General features: G+C 53.0%; 11 protein-coding genes. 3 read left to right on the forward strand and 8 right to left on the reverse strand.

From position 1 onward, the window contains the following. Window positions 1–38 precede the first annotated feature (38 nt). The 8 genes from DNH61_RS08650 to DNH61_RS08685 all read right to left on the reverse strand — a co-directional run bounded on the left by DNH61_RS08650 (window position 39) and on the right by DNH61_RS08685 (window position 13,009). Window positions 39–917 (reverse strand): ROK family protein, encoded by an 879-nt coding sequence (locus DNH61_RS08650; protein WP_111146258.1) that lies wholly within the window; start codon window positions 915–917, stop codon window positions 39–41. Between the two features lie 184 nt (window positions 918–1,101). Further along, window positions 1,102–3,474, reverse strand: coding sequence for a glycoside hydrolase family 95 protein (locus tag DNH61_RS08655; protein ID WP_111146259.1), 2,373 nt, complete (start codon window positions 3,472–3,474; stop codon window positions 1,102–1,104). Window positions 3,475–3,569: 95 nt separating this feature from the next. Further along, window positions 3,570–5,291: an ABC transporter substrate-binding protein gene (locus tag DNH61_RS08660; RefSeq protein ID WP_111146260.1), complete on the reverse strand. Its 1,722-nt coding sequence runs from the start codon at window positions 5,289–5,291 to the stop codon at window positions 3,570–3,572. 101 nt (window positions 5,292–5,392) lie between these two features. Beyond that, window positions 5,393–6,301 (reverse strand): carbohydrate ABC transporter permease, encoded by a 909-nt coding sequence (locus tag DNH61_RS08665; RefSeq protein WP_111146261.1) that lies wholly within the window; start codon window positions 6,299–6,301, stop codon window positions 5,393–5,395. 12 nt (window positions 6,302–6,313) lie between these two features. Next, complete coding sequence (locus DNH61_RS08670) at window positions 6,314–7,276, reverse strand: ABC transporter permease (RefSeq protein ID WP_111146262.1); 963 nt, start codon at window positions 7,274–7,276, stop codon at window positions 6,314–6,316. A gap of 220 nt (window positions 7,277–7,496) precedes the next feature. Further along, entirely contained in the window at window positions 7,497–9,035 is a 1,539-nt protein-coding gene (locus tag DNH61_RS08675; protein ID WP_181438628.1) for a response regulator transcription factor, read from the reverse strand. Next, entirely contained in the window at window positions 9,010–10,809 is a 1,800-nt protein-coding gene (locus tag DNH61_RS08680; protein ID WP_111146264.1) for a cache domain-containing sensor histidine kinase, read from the reverse strand. The genes DNH61_RS08675 and DNH61_RS08680 overlap by 26 nt, the downstream gene beginning before the upstream one ends. A 160-nt stretch (window positions 10,810–10,969) precedes the next feature. Beyond that, window positions 10,970–13,009 carry a beta-galactosidase gene (locus tag DNH61_RS08685; RefSeq protein ID WP_111146265.1) on the reverse strand — a complete coding sequence of 680 codons (2,040 nt, stop codon included), beginning with the start codon at window positions 13,007–13,009 and terminating at the stop codon, window positions 10,970–10,972. A gap of 113 nt (window positions 13,010–13,122) precedes the next feature. Between DNH61_RS08685 and DNH61_RS08690 the strand changes: the two genes are divergently transcribed. The 3 genes from DNH61_RS08690 (at window position 13,123) to DNH61_RS08700 (ending at window position 19,898) form a co-directional block, all read left to right on the forward strand. Continuing rightward, a complete protein-coding gene (locus DNH61_RS08690; protein ID WP_111146266.1) occupies window positions 13,123–13,968 on the forward strand; it encodes an AraC family transcriptional regulator in 846 nt (281 codons plus the stop codon). Between the two features lie 197 nt (window positions 13,969–14,165). After that, the gene (locus tag DNH61_RS08695; RefSeq protein ID WP_245948059.1) at window positions 14,166–17,024 is read left to right on the forward strand and encodes a glycoside hydrolase family 3 C-terminal domain-containing protein; all 2,859 of its coding nucleotides are present in this window, start codon (window positions 14,166–14,168) and stop codon (window positions 17,022–17,024) included. Window positions 17,025–17,063: 39 nt separating this feature from the next. After that, complete coding sequence (locus DNH61_RS08700; protein WP_111146267.1) at window positions 17,064–19,898, forward strand: glycoside hydrolase family 3 protein; 2,835 nt, start codon at window positions 17,064–17,066, stop codon at window positions 19,896–19,898. The last annotated feature ends 44 nt before the right edge of the window (window positions 19,899–19,942 follow it).

Here is a 19,942-nt window from a genome sequence, read left to right on the forward strand (position 1 = left end):
CCCTCTCCCGGCTGCCCCTTATTGCTTTTCTGCTGTCATTAACCCTGCTTGTATGCCGCAAGACCAAGCGCGAGCGCACCGCTCAGTCCCGCGTTATCCCCTAGTCCTGGGGGTACGATATAGTGATCGATCCCCTCTCTAAGGAACGGATGGCTCACGTAGCCGTTAAGCAGGCGGGCTGCCTCCTTCCGGATCATCGGAAACAGCTGCTGCTGATGCATAACACCGCCGCCCAGAATGACCTTCTTGGGGGACAGCATCAGGATGGAGGTACTTACAGCCTGAGCGATATAGTAAGCCTCCATGGCCCAGGCAGGATGATCAGGCGGAAGCTCGCTTCCCTGCATCTTCCAGCGCTTCTCCAGCGCCGGACCTGCCGCAATACCTTCCAGACAGTCACCATGATAGGGGCAGAAACCTTCGTAGGTATCGTCAGGGTGCCTGCGAACAAGCACGTGCCCGCCTTCCGGATGCACCATGCCATGGACCAGCCTTCCCTCTGCAAACACGCCTACCCCGATCCCGGTTCCTATTGTGTAATAGACGCAGCTGTCCAGACCTTGAGCCGCTCCCCATACCGCTTCCCCGTAGGCAGCCGCATTAACATCTGTATCCCAGCCAATTGGAACCGGAAATACCTTCTTCATTTCACCCAGAAAGTTATAACCGGACCAGCCGGCTTTCGGTGTTGTTGTTACAAAGCCATAAGAAGGGCTTGCAGGATCGATATCAATCGGCCCAAAGGTTCCGATGCCAATGGCTTCTACCTGCTTGTCCTGAAAATATTCGATGACATCGGCAAGAGTTTCAGCCGGCATCCGCGTCGGGAAGCTTACCCTCTCCTCTATTAAACCTTGCTCATTGCCGTAACCGCATACAAACTTAGTGCCTCCCGCCTCAATTGCCCCGATTCGCATTTTAGACAGCCCCCCGCCGAGTTCAATGTAAGCATTCATTGCCAAGATTATAGCATACCAACCGCCAATAAACCCAGATTCGTCCTCTTCAAACCAGCCACAACAAAAATACCGTCCGTATGCAGCAGCCTGCATGCCGGACGGTACAAGTTACACCATAATGCAACACTTCATGTTCTGCCGGTTACCGCAGCATCACGCTGTAGCTGGAGCCCGGCTGCGTATCGAATCCGCCGTGAGACAGCTGCACAGTCCCGCCAGTAGAGTTCGTTACCAGGTAGCGCTCTCCATCTTTCAACGAACATCGGGCCCCTGCGGACGAATGGATAACGGCTTGCTCAAGCCGGCCTTCCTTCCAGCTTATATCGACGGTGAATCCGCCGCGGGCGCGGAGACCAATGACCCTGCCGGCACTCCATTGAGCCGGTAGCGCCGGAAGCAGGTCAATACGGTCCAGGTGGCTTTGGAGCAGCAGCTCCGCCATACCTGATGTCCCGCCGAAGTTTCCGTCAATCTGGAAAGGGGGATGTGCGTCGAACAAGTTCGGATAGGTTGATCTCGCGAGCAGGGTAGAGATAAAATGATGCGCCTGCTCCGCATCCCGCAGCCTTGCGAACAAGTTGATCAGCCAGGCACAGCTCCAGCCTGTGTGGCCTCCCCCATTATCAAGCCTGCGTCTTAGCGTCATACGGCTTGCTTCCAGCAGCTCTGGTGTACCGGAATGAATGGCATTGCCTGGGTATAAACCGTAGAGATGGGAAACATGCCGGTGACCCGGCTCATGCTCTTCATAATCCTCCAGCCATTCCTGAAGCTGTCCATGCTTCCCGATCTGCAGCTCAGGCAGCCGGCCAAGTGCGGTAGCCATCTCCACGCGCAGAGCATCGTCGATTCCGAGCAGACGGCTTGCTTCAATGCAGTGGGTAAACAATTCCCTGATAATGCTGAGATCCATGGCAGAACCGGCCGACACGCTGCACGGCTGGCCTTCCGGGGTCAGGAATACATTCTCCGGGGAGGTCGCCGGATTGGTGACTAGCCTGCCATCTTTCCCTTCAACCAGCCAGTCCAGTGCAAACAAGGCCGCTCCCTTCATGACCGGATAGGCACGGTCTCTAAGGAATGGAAGGTTCAGGCTGTATGCATAGTGCTCCCACAGGTGCCTCGCCAGCCAAGCGCCGCCCAGCGGCCAGAATGCCCAGCTGGCACTGCCGGCAGAAGGTGTAGACATCCTCCACAAATCCACGTTGTGATGAGCGGTCCACCCTCTGGCCCCGTAATGAATGAGCGCCGTTCTTCCGCCCGTCTGGCTTAATTCATCCAGAAGGTCGAACAGCGGCTCATGGCATTCGCTCAGGTTGCATACCTCAGCGGGCCAATAGTTCATCTGCGTATTAATATTGATGGTATAATTGCTGTTCCAGGGCGGCTGAACATGCGGATTCCAAATTCCCTGGAGGTTTGCGGGCTGTGTTCCCGGCCGGGAGCAGGCCATCAGCAGATAGCGGCCATAATGAAAGTACAGGGCTTCAAGCTGAGGGTCGTCTCTATGCTCCTGATAAGCTTCCAGGCGACGGTCTGTAGGCTGCTCTACTACTGCCTGCTGCCGCCCTTCAAGCATCAGCTCCACCCTGCCAAACAGCAGACGATGATCCTCCACGTGACGTGCCTTCAAACGGTCAAAGCCCAACGAAACCGCATTGCTGATCCACTGGCGGCTCAGCTCGATATACGCGCTTGCAGCTGTTTCTGGATCTTTGCCATACCCCGCAAAGCTGGTTGCTGCTGTAATATATACGGTCAGTTGTCTGGCATCCCGCACCTCAATCTGCTGCTGCCCGGTAACGGAGAGAATACCGTCTGTATTGACACTCGCTGATACCGTGTAGCCCATTCCGCGTCCTTCTTCGTACAGGACAGACTGCGGATGGTCGCCCCGGTAATTATCCGCGACATGGCTTGGTGCCCTGCCCATTAGCCGCACATTACCTGATTCATCCGCCTCACATTGATGCTGCAGCGGCGAGGAAAGCGATAGGCGCACATTCATAACTCCGCCTTCAGCAGTGCAGCGCACTGCAATAACCTGATCAGGTGCGCTGGCTATGTATTCTCTCTTGATACTTGTCTGCCCCGCCCGATATCGAACAATCGCAACCCCGTCGTTAAGGTGAAGATCGCGGTAATAGCCGGTGATTTCCCCCGGGTCCTCCAGCTGTTCAATCACCAGATCACCTGCCGGCAGATAGGGCTCGGTATTTCGCGCCAGCATGTGCGATTCTATCATTTCCTGAGCCTCAACGTTACGGCCCGCAAAGATCATCTCCCTCACTTTATCCAGATTCCTGCGCACCTCATAGTTAACGGTATCACGCGGAAAACCGGCCCATAGCGTATCCTCGTTCAGCTGAAGCCGCTCCTTGGCGGTGCCGCCGAATATCATCGCTCCCAGGCGGCCGTTGCCAATTGGCAGTGCCTGCTCCCAAATCTCAGCCGGCTGCTCATACCAGAGCCGCCAGCCTAATTGGCCGGTTCGTTCCAACTCTTGCTCCTTCATGTTAAGTCCTCCTTCAGCCAGCTATTATATACATAATTATAACTAAAACAAGGGAGAGCCCGAAATAACTCGAGCCCTCCCGACTGTTTCGTTACTTATTCCGTAACTTGACCGCTCCAGAGTTCAATCCTTGCTTTAACAAGCTTCGTATACTCTTCTTCCATTTTCTTCGCGCCAGCCTTATCAAGCTCGGCAAGCATCGTATCATACACCTTGTCAAAATCAGCCGGCTTCGCCAGAATCGCTTCCGGAATGCGCTTACGGACAATGTCATTCGACTTCTGTTGAGTTACAGTAATGATCGAGTCATTAGGAACTGGAATGTTCCACGCAGCGCCCCAAGCCTTCACTTCGAATTCATCTTCTTTCGGGAAGAGATCTTTCCAGTAGGTAGCGTCGTATCCTGCCAGAACTTCCTTCTCAATGTCAGAGTAATTTTCAAGCACTTGCTCGGGATTGTTCGTCGTGAAGTAGTTGCCAGTTGAATCCTTCACGCCATCGCCATAGCGCAGGGACAGCAGATAGTTGCCTATACCGAATTCCTTTTTGAAGCGGTTGTTGTCATTGACTCGAATATTCTCGATTTCCGGCAGAAACACGCGTTTTCCATCAACATACTCGTAGTGCTTTCCTTCAATACCCCAGTTGACAAGGATTTGGCCTTCTTCAGAAGCAAGGTAGTCAAGGAATTTGATAATACGGACCGGATCCTTGGCAGCAGTGGTGATGGCCAATCCCCATCCGCCGTTAAAGCCTGTTTGTTGGAAATTCGCCGCTTTATACGTTTCGTCAAGGGTGATCGGATAGTGGCCGTAAGCGCGCTCATGCTTGCCAGCAGCTTTCAGTGCAGCTTCAGGCTCATCAATCTCCCACTGCTGATCGATTGTAGCCAGAACACGGCCGGAAGCGATTTTTGCTTTGTACTGGTCATATTTTTGTACGAAGCTCTCTTTATCCAGAAGACCGATATCATTCATGTGATTCAGCCAGCGGAAATACTCGCGCTCTTCCGGACGCTTGTAATGAAGAATCGCTTCATGTGTTTCTGGATCAATGTAGAACTCGCCGTCATCCGGTGCGCCTGTTGCCCAGAACGCCGGGTTCGTTGTCGAAATCATAATCCGCCAGTCATCCGCCAGCAGGGAAAGACCGATCGTTGGTTGTCCATCAATAGTCGGATACTTTTCTTTATATGCTTTGATTGCATTCTCGTAGTCCTGAAGCGTTCTCATCTGTGGATAGCCAAGCTCTTTCACTACCGCATGCTGGAGATTGAATGGGCCTCCGGCATCAAAGTAGAACTGGTCAATTGCCTCCAGGCTCGGAACGAAGTAAATAGAAGGATCATCATTGCTGTGACGAAGACGGTCAATTTGATCGCCCAGCATTGCCTTAATGTTCGGAGCATGCTCCTCGATCAGGTCTGTCAAGTCAAGCAGAGCGCCTGCATCAATCAGAGCGCCAGACGCTCCCTTCGGAGAAATAACGTCCGGATATTCACCGGAAGCGGCAATCAGGTTAATCTTCTGCTCGGGGTCACCAACCGCGAATTCAGGCTTGAGTGTAATACCCGTCTTTTCTGTAATAAATTTGCCCGTATCATCCTGCATGTTATTCCAATTCGTATTCGGATCGCTGAAAAACCCTGTTATCGTCATCGGTTCATTGCTGACTGCTTCTGCATTGTTCCCGCCAGAATTGCTGCCAGTGCTGCCAGGTGATGTATTGCTTGTACCCGAGTTGCTGCAGCCAATCACGGATGCAAGCAGCGAAGCGATGACAATCGATCCAGCCAATTTGGAGAATCTCTTCTTCATTTGTATTTCCTCCCCTTTTGATCTTGCGAGTGTATATTGTAAGAACAGGTTGCCCTGTAACTACCATTGTGACTAGTGTCTTAGCAGCACGCTCTGCTTTATTAGCTCTTCACCGCGCCCAGCGTCATACCCTGCACAAAGTAACGCTGCAGGAACGGATATACCAGCAGGATCGGCACGATGGTAACGATCGTGATCGCCATCTTGACAGAATCAGGCGATACACTTCGCATTTGCTCCACTATGTTGCTTCCCCTTGCCTGGTCTGCACCAGAAGTTGTGCTCTGCAAAATCTTCATCAACTCGAACTGCAGTGTCGTAAGACTTGAGTTAGAGCCGTTGTACAGATAGGTATCAAACCATGCATTCCACTGACCGACCGCCACGAACAGCGCAATCGTCGCCAGCACCGGCTTACAGAGCGGCAGAATGACCCTCCAGAAGATCGTAAAGTCATTGGCTCCGTCCAGCTTAGCCGATTCCTGAAGCGCATACGGCAGGTTATCCATGAATGAACGGATCATGAAGATATAAAATGCGTTGACCATCCCCGGCAGCACGTAAACCCAGAAGGAGTTCATCAGGCCGAGATTCTTCATCAGCAGGAAGCCTGGAATCAGACCGCCCGATACGTACAGTGTCAGGACCAGAAACACGGAGATGAACTTGCGCCCCTGAAAATCGCGCCTGCTCAATGTATAAGCAACCATTGAGCATGCTGTAAGACTCAGAATCGTACCCACAATTGTCCGGAGTACAGAAATCTGGAATGCTGTAACCAACGTTCCGTATGAGAAAATAACCTTGTAGTTCTCAAGCGTGAATTCGCGCGGCCATATCGTGATGCCGCCGCGAACCGTATCGGCTGAATCGTTGAAGGAAACGGCCAGTACGTTCAAGAACGGGTACAGCGTGGCGATCAGCACAAGCGTCATGAAGATGACGTTGCCGATATCAAATACGCGGTCACCTAACGTCTGTCTGCCATATGATGCGGATAGTTTTGCCATTTGTGCTCCCCCCTACATTACGCTTTCTTTGCTGTAGCGCTTAAAGATGCCATTAGCCGTGAACAGCAGGATAATACTGACGAATGAGTTGAATATCCCGACTGCCGTACCGAATGAGAACCGGTTAAGTCCGATACCATAGTTAAGGGCATAGAGATCCAGCACTTCAGCGTAATCTATGACGATCGGGTTGCTCAAAAGCATCTGCTTCTCGAAACCGATGGAAATCAGGTTGCCGATGGACAGAATCAGCAGAACAATGATAACACTGCGGATTCCCGGAAGCGTAATGTGCCAAATTTGTCTCCAGCGTCCTGCACCGTCTACCTTGGCTGCTTCGAATTGTTCAGGGTCAATGCCTGTAATGGCTGCAAGGAAGATAATTGAATTCCATCCCATTTCCTTCCATAGGTCGGACACCGTTACAATTCCCCAGAACCATGAGCCCTTGGCCATGAACTGAATCGGCTCATCAATTAACCCTAACCACATCAGAAGGTCATTAACGCCTCCGCTCTCAGTTGACAGCATTTTGTACACGATACCTGCAACGACAACCCATGATACAAAGTGAGGCAGGTACGAAATCGTCTGAAGCGACCGTTTGAAGAAGCGCCCCTTGAGCTCATTAATTAACACTGCGAACAAGATCGGTACAGTAAAGCCCACCAGCAGGCCCAGAAAGCTCATGGCCAATGTATTGCGAAGCACCATGTAGAACCTGTCATCACTCAGAAGCTCCTGGAAATACTGAAAGCCGACCCATTCCTGTTCGAAAAATGTCTTGTTCGGTCTGTACTTCTGGAATGCCATCGTCCATCCCCAGATCGGGATGTAGCTGAATACAAAAACCCAAATGACGAATGGCAGTGACATGAGGTACAAGTACCGCTGTTGAACTGCTGTTTTCCAAAACCGCCGCGACTTTATCTTTTTTGCGCTGGCCGGCTTGGATGGTTGTGTAATCGTTTCCATCTGGCTCCCTCCTAAACTGCTATAGCTCTATGGTAGTGCATTTTGTCGATCCCTAGTACCATGTAGATTTGCACAAAAATCATATATAAATTGCATGCGCTTTCATTAATATTTTCAAGACTGCTCCAGTGTGGTGTACAGCAGGGGCCGTTTCGCTTCCAGATGACAAAACAGGGCATCCTTGACAGGCTCAAGTCCTGCGGGATACCCTGCTTTCGTGCTATTTCTTCTTATATGCCGACGGCGAGAGACCGACGTATTTCTTAAACTTGCTGTGGAAATAATCTACATTTGTATAGCCTACGCGTTCTGCTACCGCATAAACCTTCAGGCCCTGATCCAGCAGCTCCTTGGCTTTTTCAATTCTTACCTTGTCCAGATACGTGTTGAAATATTCGCCTGTGAAGTTCTTGAACAGCTTGCCGAGATAAGCGCTGTTATAGTTGAACACCTCAGCCAGCTGCTCAAGCTTGAGATTCTCCCCATAGTTGCGCTGAATTAAATCTGTCATCTTCTTGACAAGCTGATCTGAGTCCGCACTCCCGAGTTTGTCCGCAAGCGGCTCTAACCGTTCCAGAACCGCTACCTGCAGACGTCTCATGGACGGCTGCTTATACAAGTTGATGACCCAGGCAATCGCTTCCTGCACATCCGCCCGCAGCTCCGGGTAACTTTGGGCAACCTTGGTAAGCGTCGTGGTGACCATCTGGGCATAGGTGCCCTTAATGGCTTCTTCATCTAGCCCCGCTCTGATCATCGAATCCCCGGCTTGCTCCAGCACATTAGCCAGGCTCTGCTTATTCCCGATATCCAGGGCATAATAGAGATTCTCGGAGAACACAGCAGGCTGGAACTCCCGCTTTCCTGTATCGTCGTCCTTGTCCTCCGGCTGGCTGAATCGGCTATGATAGATGATCCGGCCTTCCGGTTCAAAAAATTTTCGGCTCATCCGCTGGCTGGCCTGCTCATACGATTGATTGATATGCTCTAGGCTCTGTACCGGGTTGCCCAGTGAGAGCGTAAGGCGGACATCAAACCGAACCAAGGCTTCCGCGATGGAGGAATACAGACGGTTAAGCGCTGCCTCCGATTGGCATGTTTCACGAAGCAGAAGTGCCATGACCCCGTCTATCACCGTCGCAGCTCCCCAGTTCTGCTGTTCATTAGCGGCAGTGAAGTGCCGCTTGGCTTCCGCGGTTTGATCCCTGCCATTATGATCCGGTTCAATCGAAACCAGCAGGACCTGGTACGAATCGGCCTTTAGATCAAGTTCGACTGCGAGCGACTGCACAACGGCCCGGTCTGGAACATCTCCGCCGAGCAGCGCCTGCAGGAGCCGATTACGTTTATCTTCCTCATTATCCTGACCGGCTGAAACGGCTTGCTTGTCCAGCTCCGCCTTCACCTTGCCGACATAATCCAGCAGCTCATCCTCGTCAACCGGCTTCAGAATATACCCATCCACCCGGCTCGTAATTGCTTTCTTGGCATAGTCGAAATCGGCATAGCCGCTCAAGATAATAAAATGCATCTGCTCATCCTGCTCCCGGATCAGCTCAATCAAGCGCAGACCATTCATCTCGGGCATACGGATGTCGACCAGCATAAGATGCGGATGCAGCTCCTTATATTTCGCGTAGGCGTCATTTCCATCAGCTGCCGTTCCTACAATTTCAAATCCTTGCTCTTCCCAGTCCACAATCGAGGTTAGACCCTCGCGAATTAATTTTTCGTCATCTGCAATTAACACTTTGTACATGGTCAACCTCCGTCGGAATGACAAAATGAATGCTCGTACCCTGGTCTGGCGTACTCGTGATCTCCAGGCCGTATTGCTCGCCATAGGTGAGCTGCAGCCGCTGCTGCACATTGGTAAGGCCAATCCGGTCGCCGTCCTGATCCTCCAGGAATGCTTGTATCCGCTTCATCTTCTCCGGCGTAATACCTGCGCCGTTATCCGTTACCGTTATATGAACATTGCCCTGACAGACACGCGCCTTAACCGCTACCTTGCCTCCTCTGCTTGTCCGCTCAAGACCGTGAATGACGGCATTCTCGACAAGCGGCTGAATAATAAGCGGAGGCAGATGGACTTGCTCAGCTTCCGGGTCTATATCAAGCTCATAGTCCAGCCGCTCATCATGACGGAACTTCTGAATTTCCAGGTAACACCGGCTAATCTCAATCTCATCCTTCAGCATAATGAACTTGCCTGTAATCTCCAGATTCTTCCGCATTAGCTTGCCAAGAAGCTTGACCGTCTGCGCGATTTCCTTCTCCCCGTTAAGATGGGCCTTCATCCTGATGGATTCCAGCGCGTTATAGAGAAAATGCGGATTAATCTGGTTAGCCAGCATCTTCAACTTAATCTCGTTCTGCTTGAGTTCCAGTTGATTCTTCTGCTCATGGGAATGCTGGACTTCTTCCATTAAATCCTTCACATTGGTCACCATCTGGTTGAATTGTCTGGACAGAAGGCCGATTTCATCGTTTCCGTCCACCGTGACGACCGTGTTCAGGTTCCCCTTCGACACCTTGCTGATCTGCTTGTTCAGCATAAGCAGCCGATTGGCGAGAATGGTACATATGACATAAATCAGACCAAGCGCTATCATGAAGCTGATAGCGATGATGGTCATGCCGAACCTGCTGATCCGGTTAGCTTCCGCAACAATGCTTTCAATAGAAAAGATCGACACAAACTTCAGGGAGTTAAAGCTTGTTTCCGGTCTGAACTCTTCAACGAACACCTTGGAGGCTTTACCCCCTATGGAAATTTCATGAGCACCGACCCCTGCCATGGCGACCTCCTGTCCAAGATGCGTGTCGGACAGCTCCTTACCGATAACCGAAGAGACATTAGAAGCCACAATCACGTCATTGTTATCCATAATGTAGGTTTCGAACGGCTCCTGGTTAAGAGAAGCATTCAGGTGATTGGTATTAATGTCAATGACAAGAGCGCCTGCAGTCAAATACTCCGGAAATTGTACCCTTCTGACCATGCTGAGTCTGCTGTTCCAGCTGCGGGCCTCATCCTCGAAGTAGAACCACCCGATTGTCCCTCTATTCTTCATGGCAGCCTGATGCCAGAAGGAGTCCCTGGTTTTGCCGTCCAGAGGAATCAGCTCCCAATTGTTGATCAGGGTAGGATTATCCACGTACATCTTGATACGCGAGACCTCCGAGTTGAAGTCCAGATAATTGCGGATCGTATCATAGTCGCGGTAGGCCTGAAATACCTCCATCGTGTTTGTATAGCGACGGTTGGCGATATCCTCAAGACGGGAGTCAAGAGACAGCCGGCTGGACAGATCGATGGCAACACTCAGCACCTCCGCGGTACGCTGCTTAACGCGAAGGACATTATTTTCCGTCTGCTCGATCGCGCTGTCCAGTGCCAGCTGGCGATACTGTTCAACCAGGAAGAGACCGACAATAATGAGTGGAATTACGATCACAAGCACATAGGACAATATCATCTTGTTCCGGAGCTTTATACTGTTGAATTTGCGTACCAAGCTGTTAAACATCTCTTCACCCCGTATAAGCAAGCGTTTACACTACTCATATCCTATACTATCCCATGTTCCTGTCCTGAACGCAATTCCACTTCACTACAGATCCTCCAGAAAAAGACGAAACCTCCCGGCCGTTAGTGGCCGGGAGATATTCATCCTAGGCAAGCTTGCACTACGCTTGTACAGTACGCTGAAGTATCGTCACCCCATGGGCCGGGAGTTCAATACTTCCATGCTGCTCCGTTCCATCCAGCAAATTAACCGCCGGGGAGTCGCCGACTGGAACAACAGCCGGCTGCTTGCCGTGATTCATCAGGAACAGAATCTCCTTGCCATCCTTCACTCTCCGTGCTACCTCTACCTGCTCCGGCACATTATCCAGCGTTGGGCGGATACCCTTGGCATCACAGATGTGCTTAAGCAGTCCATCAAGGAACGCCTGATCAGGACTTGACGCTACATACCAAGCCTCGCCCTTACCGAATTTATTCACCGTAACTACCGGCATCCCGGCATAAAAATCATCTCCATACTCCGCTATAACCTCTGCTCCCTCTGTATGGATCAGATCACACAACAGCCCGCATTCATAGCTGCCTTCGAGGCTGCCGAGCTTGCTCTTCATCACAATCTGATTGCGCTGGTCCGGGAACAAGGAGTCGATTTCCTCCGCCCAGATGCCGAGCACCTTGCGCAGCTCGCCCGGATAACCGCCTGTGGTCACGAGATCGTTCTCGTTAACAATGCCGCTGAAGAAGGTTGTCAGGAACGTGCCGCCATCCTTGACGAATGCCTCCACCTTATCCGCAAAGCCCGGCTTAACCATATACATGACAGGGGCGATTACGACATCATACCTGCCGAGGTCTTCTTCCACGCCGATCATATCGGTCTGGACATTGCGATTGAACAGTGCTGCATAGTACTTATGCACTTCGTCCACATAATTCAGTCCGACCGAAGGTCCGCTTGACAGCTCGACCGCCCACCGGTTCTCCCAGTCGTAGATAATACCGACCTTCGCATCCACACGGGCGTCCAGCACACTGTCTGACAGCTGCTTCAGCTCGCCGCCAAGCTCGGCGCATTCGCGGAATACTCTTGTATGCTCATGCCCGACGTGCTCGATTACTGCTCCGTGGTACTTCTCACAGGCCCCGATTGACCGGCGGAGCTGGAAGAACATGACCGTGTCTGCCCCGCGCGCCACCGCCTGATAGCTCCACAGACGCATAACACCCGGACGCTTAAGGGAGTTGTACGGCTGCCAGTTCTGCTGGCTTGGCGTCTGCTCCATCAGCATGAACGGCTGCCCGCTCTTCAGGCCGCGCATCAGATCATGGGTCATGGCGGTAAAGCTGAACGGCGTGTTGAAGGACGGATAATTATCCCACGACACCACATCCAAATATTTGGCCCACTCAAAATAATCCAGTTCCGGATAGAAGCCCATTAGATTAGTCGTGACCGGCAGGTCCGGCGTATGCTTCTTCAGCTCCTCATACTCGATCCGGTAGCATTCCAGCAGGCTGTTCGACATGAAGCGGCGGTAATCCAGTGATATTCCCTGGAAGTTTGTCCGGTTGCCGGCCCACTCCTCGCTCAGCTCATTCGGTACCACGATTTCGTCCCATTCGTAGAAGGTATGACCCCAGAAGCGTGTGTTCCATGCCTTATTAAGCTTCTCAATCGTACCGTAGCGCTGCTGCAGCCAGGTGCGGAAGCCTGCCGCGCAGTTGTCGCAGTAGCAGTACCCGCCGTATTCGTTCGACACGTGCCAGATCAGAACAGCCGGGTGATCCTTGTATCTTTCCGCGAGCTTGCCGGCTATCAGCTTGGAATACTTGCGGTAAGTGGGACTGTTCGGACAGGAATTATGCCGGCCCCCGAATTTGCGCTTGCGCCCCTGATAATCAACACGCAGGACATCCGGATACTTCTTCGCCATCCAGGCTGGATGGGCGCCTGTGCTTGTCGCCAGGCAGGTATAGATACCATTCTTGTGAAGCCGGTCAATCGTCTCGTCCAGCCAGGCAAAATCATACGTTTCTTCATTTGGCTGATTCAGCGCCCACGAGAACACATTCAGGGTAGCCACATCGATGCCGGCCAGCTTGAACATCCGTACATCCTCATCCCAAATATCAGCCTCCCACTGCTCAGGGTTATAGTCGCCGCCGTACCAGATCTTAGGCAATTTATCATTAATCAAATCCGTTCATCCCCTCGTGTATAAATTTAATATCATTGTAATCGCTCACAATATACGATTAAATATAATATTATAGAATCCGCATATAAGAATCTGGCAAGGAGATGTAGCACATGCCTGACCTTGATGGCCTTAAGCCGCACCGACGTTTTGTACCCTCTCCATCCGAGAATCATCCGCTTCCCCTGCTCGTCGAGAGCCTCGGCCTGAATCCGGATCAGGAAGCGATTACCCGGCCGGATGGCTACCATGTGTATCACTGGCTGCAAACCGCCTCAGGTGAAGGGGTTATTCACTTTGAGGACCAGACGGTCCGGCTGCCTGCCGGAACAGGCCTCCTGCTCTTCCCGAATGTCCCGCACAGCTATTCAGCAGCCAGTGAAATATGGGAAACTGTCTACCTGACATTTGGCGGCCCTGCGGCTGACAGCATACTCGGGACCCTTCATATCCGGCAGACCGCCTTCTTCCGCTGGGACGCACTCTCTCCCATTCATTCCTATATAGCTGGCATGCTGGGCAGACTGGAGTCCAGCGGGGATGTATTCGGCCATGATGTTTCCTCGGACTGCTACCGTTTCCTCCTGATGCTCAGCCGTTACGGCAGCCCCACTTCAACGGCCGGAAGCAGCGGCAACATAGCGCGCGTCCGTATAATGATTGAATGGATGGAGGGCAATTACAGCAATCCCGATATCGGGCTCAAGGACATAGCGGAGGTGCTCCCCTTGTCTGTCCGCCGCCTCAATGATCTGTTTCGTGAGCTGTTTGGCCTCTCACCCTATGCATACTTCATTCAGGTTCGCATCGGCAAGGCCAAGGAGCTGCTTGTCAGCAGTCCAGAGCTTACCGTCAGGCGTATTGCCGAGCAGGTCGGATTCCGGGATGCAAGCCATTTTGTCGCCACCTTTCACAAGCATGTCGGCATGCCCCCCGAGCAGTTTCGCAAGCTGCATTGATTAAGCAATGAAAACAACTTGCGAAAAATAAACTAATTTAGCCCGGATTTCTGTCGAGATTATGCGGGTATGTTAGGCCGCGGGTCCATGTTAAAATGAGGACGTTTACATTCGGCATTGGCCTCAATGCCGTCCTTACATACCCGGCAAGCACCCCAAAATGTATGCGATTACAGCTCTTGGAAGGAGCGTTTAATGTGGCAGATAAATCGCTATTAGCTCTGCATAATCCCGACCTGACCATCGAGGAACGGGTTCAAAGTCTCCTTGCTGCCTTAACCACAGAGGAGAAGATCGGCCTGATGCCGACCAAGCAGGCTGCTGTTCCGCGGCTCGGCGTTCCCGAATTCTGGGTTGGAGGCGAGGCCGCCCATGGACTGGTAGCCCGTGAAGGCAGCACCACCGTATTTCCGCAAACGATCGGCTTGTCCAGCACATGGGACCCGGATCTGATGGTTCGAATCGGGAATGCAGTCGGCAATGAAGCCCGTGTATACAGCCGCCGCAAGGATGGCATGGGCGGGCTGACACTGTGGGCTCCTACCGTGGATATGGAGCGCGACCCTCGCTGGGGACGTACGGAAGAGGCTTACGGGGAAGATCCTCATTTGACCGGTACGATGTCTACAGCCTATGTGAAAGGCATGCAGGGGGATGATCCCTTTTACCTGAAATCGGTACCGACCCTGAAGCACTTCTATGCCAACAATAATGAGAAAGACCGGCTTAGCAGCTCTTCCAGCATCGATCCGCGCAACAAGCGAGAATATTATTTGAAGGCCTTCGAGCCGGCCGTACGTGAAGGCCGCGTCCATTCGATCATGACGGCTTATAACGAAATCAACGGCACCCCTGCCATCGTACATCCCGATGTTCAAGGCGTGCTGAAGGGTGAATGGCAGCTGGACGGCTTCGTTGTCTGTGACGGAGCGGACATGCACCAGACTGTGGATGACCATCAATACTGCCGCACGTATGCAGAAGCTGTCGCCCTCGCCATCAAGGCAGGCATTGACTGTGTAACCGATGACAGCGAGCTGGTCAAGCAATCGGTACGGGAAGCACTTGAACAAGGACTGCTAGAGACAGCGGACCTTGACCGGGCGATCGCGAACGTGTTCCGGATTCGAATCCGGCTCGGCCAGTTTGACCCTGATAGCCGGAATCCCTATGCCGGCATTCCAGATGCCGTGCTTTACAGTCCGGCACATCGCGAACTGGCGCTTGAGGCGGCTCGTAAATCTGCTGTTCTGCTGAAGAATGACCAGAGCCTGCTGCCGCTGGACAAATGTGCAGTACGCAAGCTCGCCGTAATCGGACCGCTGGCAGATGCCGTATACCGGGACTGGTATACCGGCAATCCGCCTTATAAAGTGACGCCGCTGGCCGGCATAGCAGCCAAGCTGCCAGCCGAAGCGGTAGTCTTCCATGACGGATGTGACAGAGTGGCCTTCCAGAGCGCAGTCAACGGGCGGTATATTGGAACCCGCGACTGGAATAATGGCAGCTTGGCGGCAGATAAGCTGTCCCCCGAGCCTGCCGAGCGGTTTGTTCATACCGATTGGGGATTTGGCCAGTCAACCTTCCGCTCGCTGGCCAACGGCAAGTACATGACCACTGGAGATGATTTGACCGTCGGCGCCAATGCCGATGACATATGGGGATGGTTCGTGAAGGAGCAGTTCTCTATTGTGGATCAGCCTGGCGGGATATGCAGCCTTCGCACCTGGAACGGAGGCGTTGTGACTGCTCACGGGGATGGAAGCGAGCTGCTGCGGGTTGAGGAAGATGAGAATGATGCCAGCTCAACCATGGCTAATGCAGCTTTTTACAAGCATGTCATTTCGGATGGAACAGCTGCCGCCGCAGAGACAGCCCGTCATGCAGACGCAGCCATTGTGTTCGTCGGCAACCATCCGCTTATTAACGGCAAGGAAGAGATTGACCGTCCGGATCTAACGCTTCCCGCTTCCCAGCAGAAGCTTATCCGCGAAGTGTGCGCAGTGAATCCCAACACAGTCATTGTCATAGTAGGCAGCTATCCGTTCGCGCTGGGCGACCTGGCCGAACTCGCCCCTTCAATTCTGTATATGGCGCACGGCGGCCAGGAGCACGGGCGTGCAGCTGCTGACATACTGTTCGGCGACTATAATCCGGCAGGCAGGCTGAGTATGACCTGGTACCGCTCCAAAGACCAGCTCCCGGACATGATGGAATACGATATACGCAAAGGCAAACGGACGTATATGTATTTTGACGGTGATCCGCTCTATCCGTTCGGACACGGCTTAAGCTATACATCCTTCCACTATCTGAGTTTGAGCCTGAACGAGCTGCGAGCATCGCCGGATGAGTTGGTAACAGCTTATATTGAAGTGCAAAATTCCGGCCCTGCCGCCGGAGAAGAAGTCCTTCAGCTGTATGCACGGTGTGAACAATCCCTCATCCCCCGTCCGGCCAAGCAGTTAATCGGATACAAGCGGATTTGTCTGGAGGCTGGCGAGTCGGCTCGTGTGCCGATAACCTTCCGCGTATCTGACCTTGCCATCTGGGATGTCAGCCGGGACAGATACTGTGTGGAGGGCGGGCCATACGTCATTATGGCAGGCGCCTCTTCTGCTGATATCCGCTGTACTGCAAAGCTTGATGTAATAGGCGAGGCAATACCCGCAAGGGATATAACTCATCAGACCCGGGCCGAGAATTATGATGACTATGAAGGCTTCCGCCTTGGTGAAAGCAAGGAAGGCGGAACCTGTACGATGGTCAGCGGTACGGAGGGCTGGCTGCTGTTCCGCAACGTACAGCTGGGCAGCGGTTTATTAACGTTACAGGCACGCTGCTCCAGTGCGGACCTGTCTGGGTCTGGAGCACTGGACCTCCACCTTGGGGATCTGAACTCCTCCGCTGTGCTTTCCTGCCAGGTGGCATGCAGCGGAGACCAGCAGTGGCAAACAGTCTCCGGCAGCTTCGCCATAGCTGAAGCCGGTACCGCGGATGTCTACCTGCGGCTGCGAGGCAGAATTAAACTCAGTTGGTTCCAGATTTCACACTAAACATTAGCAAATGCAATCATTATAAGGAGTGAAGAACGAATGTCCACTACGAACAAGTATCCGTTCCAGAATCCCGATCTTCCGGTAGAGACCCGCATTAATGATCTCGTATCCCGGATGACGCTGGATGAGAAGATCAATCAGATGTGCCAGTACCAGGATGAAATCCCTCACCTGGGTGTTAAACCTTACAAGCATGGAACTGAAGCTGCCCACGGCATTGCCTGGCTTGGCGAAGCAACGACCTATCCGCAGCCGATCGGCCTTGCCTGCACCTGGGATGAAGAGCTGCTGAAGCGGGTAGGAGCGGCAATCGGCGATGAAGCACGAGCCTTCTATAAACGCAATCCGGCAGTCAATGGTCTGACCCTCTGGGCACCAACAGTGGATATGGAACGCGACCCGCGCTGGGGCCGGACCGAGGAAGCCTATGGTGAAGACCCTTATCTCACCGGACGCCTGGCCACTGAGCTTGTCAAAGGCCTTCAGGGCGACCATCCCTTTTATCTAAAGGCTGTTGCGTCCCTCAAGCACTTCCTTGGCAACAACAACGAAATTGACCGCGGCGAATGCTCGGTCAGCATCGACCCGCGCAATATGTATGAGTATTACCTCCCGGCCTTCGAAATGCCGTTCAAGGAAGGCGGCGCCCAGTCCATGATGACAGCTTACAACTCGGTCAATGGCGTTCCGGCCAACCTTAATCCGGACGTCGTTCGCATCGTCAAGCAGCAGTGGGGCATGAACGGCTTCATCGTTAGTGATGCTGGCGATGTTCTGGGTACGGTTAACGACCATAAGTATCATGAAACCTACAAGGAGTCCGTCGCCCTCACCATCAAGAGCGGCATTGATTCCATTACAGATGATGCAGACATCTCCAAGCAGGCCATCCGCGATGCCCTCGCTGAAGGGTTGCTGACAGAGAACGACCTGGATATTGCACTCCGCAATACCTTCCGGGTCCGCTTCCGCCTTGGCGAGTTCGATCCGGATGACCGTAACCCGTATGCCGCAATTGACGAGTCCATCATATTAAGTCCTGAACACAAAGCACTTTCTCTTGAAGCAACGCAGAAGAACATCGTTCTGTTGAAAAATGAGAATAACTTGCTCCCTCTGTCTGCTGACAAGCTGAACAAGGTTGCGGTGGTTGGTTCTCTCGGCGGCATCGTGTACCGCGACTGGTACAGCGGCACGCTGCCATATGCCGTAACACCACTTGCAGGCATTCAATCGAAGCTGCCGGGTAAGGAGGTTGTCTTCCATAACGCCTGTGACAGAATAAAGTTAAAGTCCGCAGCAAACGGCAAGTATGTGCGCCTGACTGATTCGGAAACCAATCCGCTTGCAGCTGACGCAGCCGCCCCCGGGCAGGCCTCTGTATTCGAAGCAACGGATTGGGGCTGGGCCAGCCATACGCTGATCGCGGAAGAGAACGGCAAATATTTAACCACTGACGACGAGAAGGTTACCGCTTCCTCCACCCAGATCTGGGAGTGGTTCACCAAGGAAGTGTTCCATGTTCGTCCTGGTTCGCAGGTTGGCCAAGTGCAGCTGACGACCTGGAATGACCGGCCGGTTAAAGTAGACAGCTCCGCTGGCATCCTTAGCGTGCAGGATGGCTCGCGTGAAGAAGCGGATACCTTCCATGTTGACAAGGTGACCGATGGTCTTAAGGAAGCGGTTGAGGCAGCACGCTCTGCTGAAGTGGCTGTTGTTGTCGTCGGCAACCATCCGCTGATTAACGGCAAAGAAACGATTGACCGGCCTGACATCACACTTGCTGAGTCGCAAGAGCGTCTGATCCGTGAAGTGCACGCCGTAAATCCGAACACCGTAGTGGTCATTGTCGGCAGCTATCCGTATGCCATCAACTGGGTGGATGCGAACATCCCGGCTGTAATGTACACTTCTCACGCCGGCTCGGAGCTCGGCACAGCGATCGCCGATGTGCTCTTCGGCGACTATAACCCGGCAGGCCGCCTGAATATGACCTGGTACCAATCGGTCGAGCAGCTCCCGGATTTCATGGACTACGATATTATCAAGGGCAAGCGGACCTATCAATATTTTGACGGCGATGTGCTCTATCCGTTCGGATATGGACTCTCCTACTCCACCTTCCGTTACGGAAGCCTGAAGCTGGATAACAGCCGGATAAGCGCTGAAGGTCAAGTGACCGTGCAGTTCCAGGTAACGAATGACAGCAGCACGGCAGGCGAAGAGGTTGTACAGCTCTACGTGAAGGCCAATAATTCACGCGTCAAGCGCCCGTTGAAGCAGCTGAAAGGCTTTGATCGCCTATACCTGCAGCCTGGCGAAACAAGAGAAGTTACCATGAAGCTGAACGCTTCAGAGCTCGCCTTCTGGGATGTGACTCGTGAACGTTACTGTGTGGAAACCGGAACTTACAGCATCATGATCGGCGCAAGCTCTGCCGATGTCCGTCTGCAGGCCGAATTCGAGGTGGACGGCGAAGTGATACCGCCGCGTGACCTGCGCCAGGTTACCCGTGCCGTCAACTATGATGACTATGCCGGATTCGCAGGTGTAATCATTGATGAGTGCCGGGAAGGCGGCAGCAGCGCCAGCTTCTCTGCAGGCGGCTGGATTGCCTTCCATGATGCTGAGCTTGGCGAAGGCATTACCTCCCTTGAACTGCGTGCAGCAAGCAGCACTGACACGATCGTTGAGATCCGGATAGGCCGTCCTGACGGCAAGCTGGCAGGCACATGCACAGTGCCCGCTACAGGCGGCGCTGAGCAATGGCAGTCCTTCACCTGCGCAATCGAAGGAGCTGCAGGCAGACAATCCGTTTATCTGATCGCTCAAGCACCAGTTAAGCTTAGCTGGTTCCGATTCACTGTATAATAAAGAACTCCAGCTCACAGCAAACAGCGCCTTAAGCCAGTCGG

The organism is Paenibacillus sambharensis (genome assembly GCF_003233845.1).
Classification (GTDB): domain Bacteria; phylum Bacillota; class Bacilli; order Paenibacillales; family Paenibacillaceae; genus Paenibacillus_I; species Paenibacillus_I sambharensis.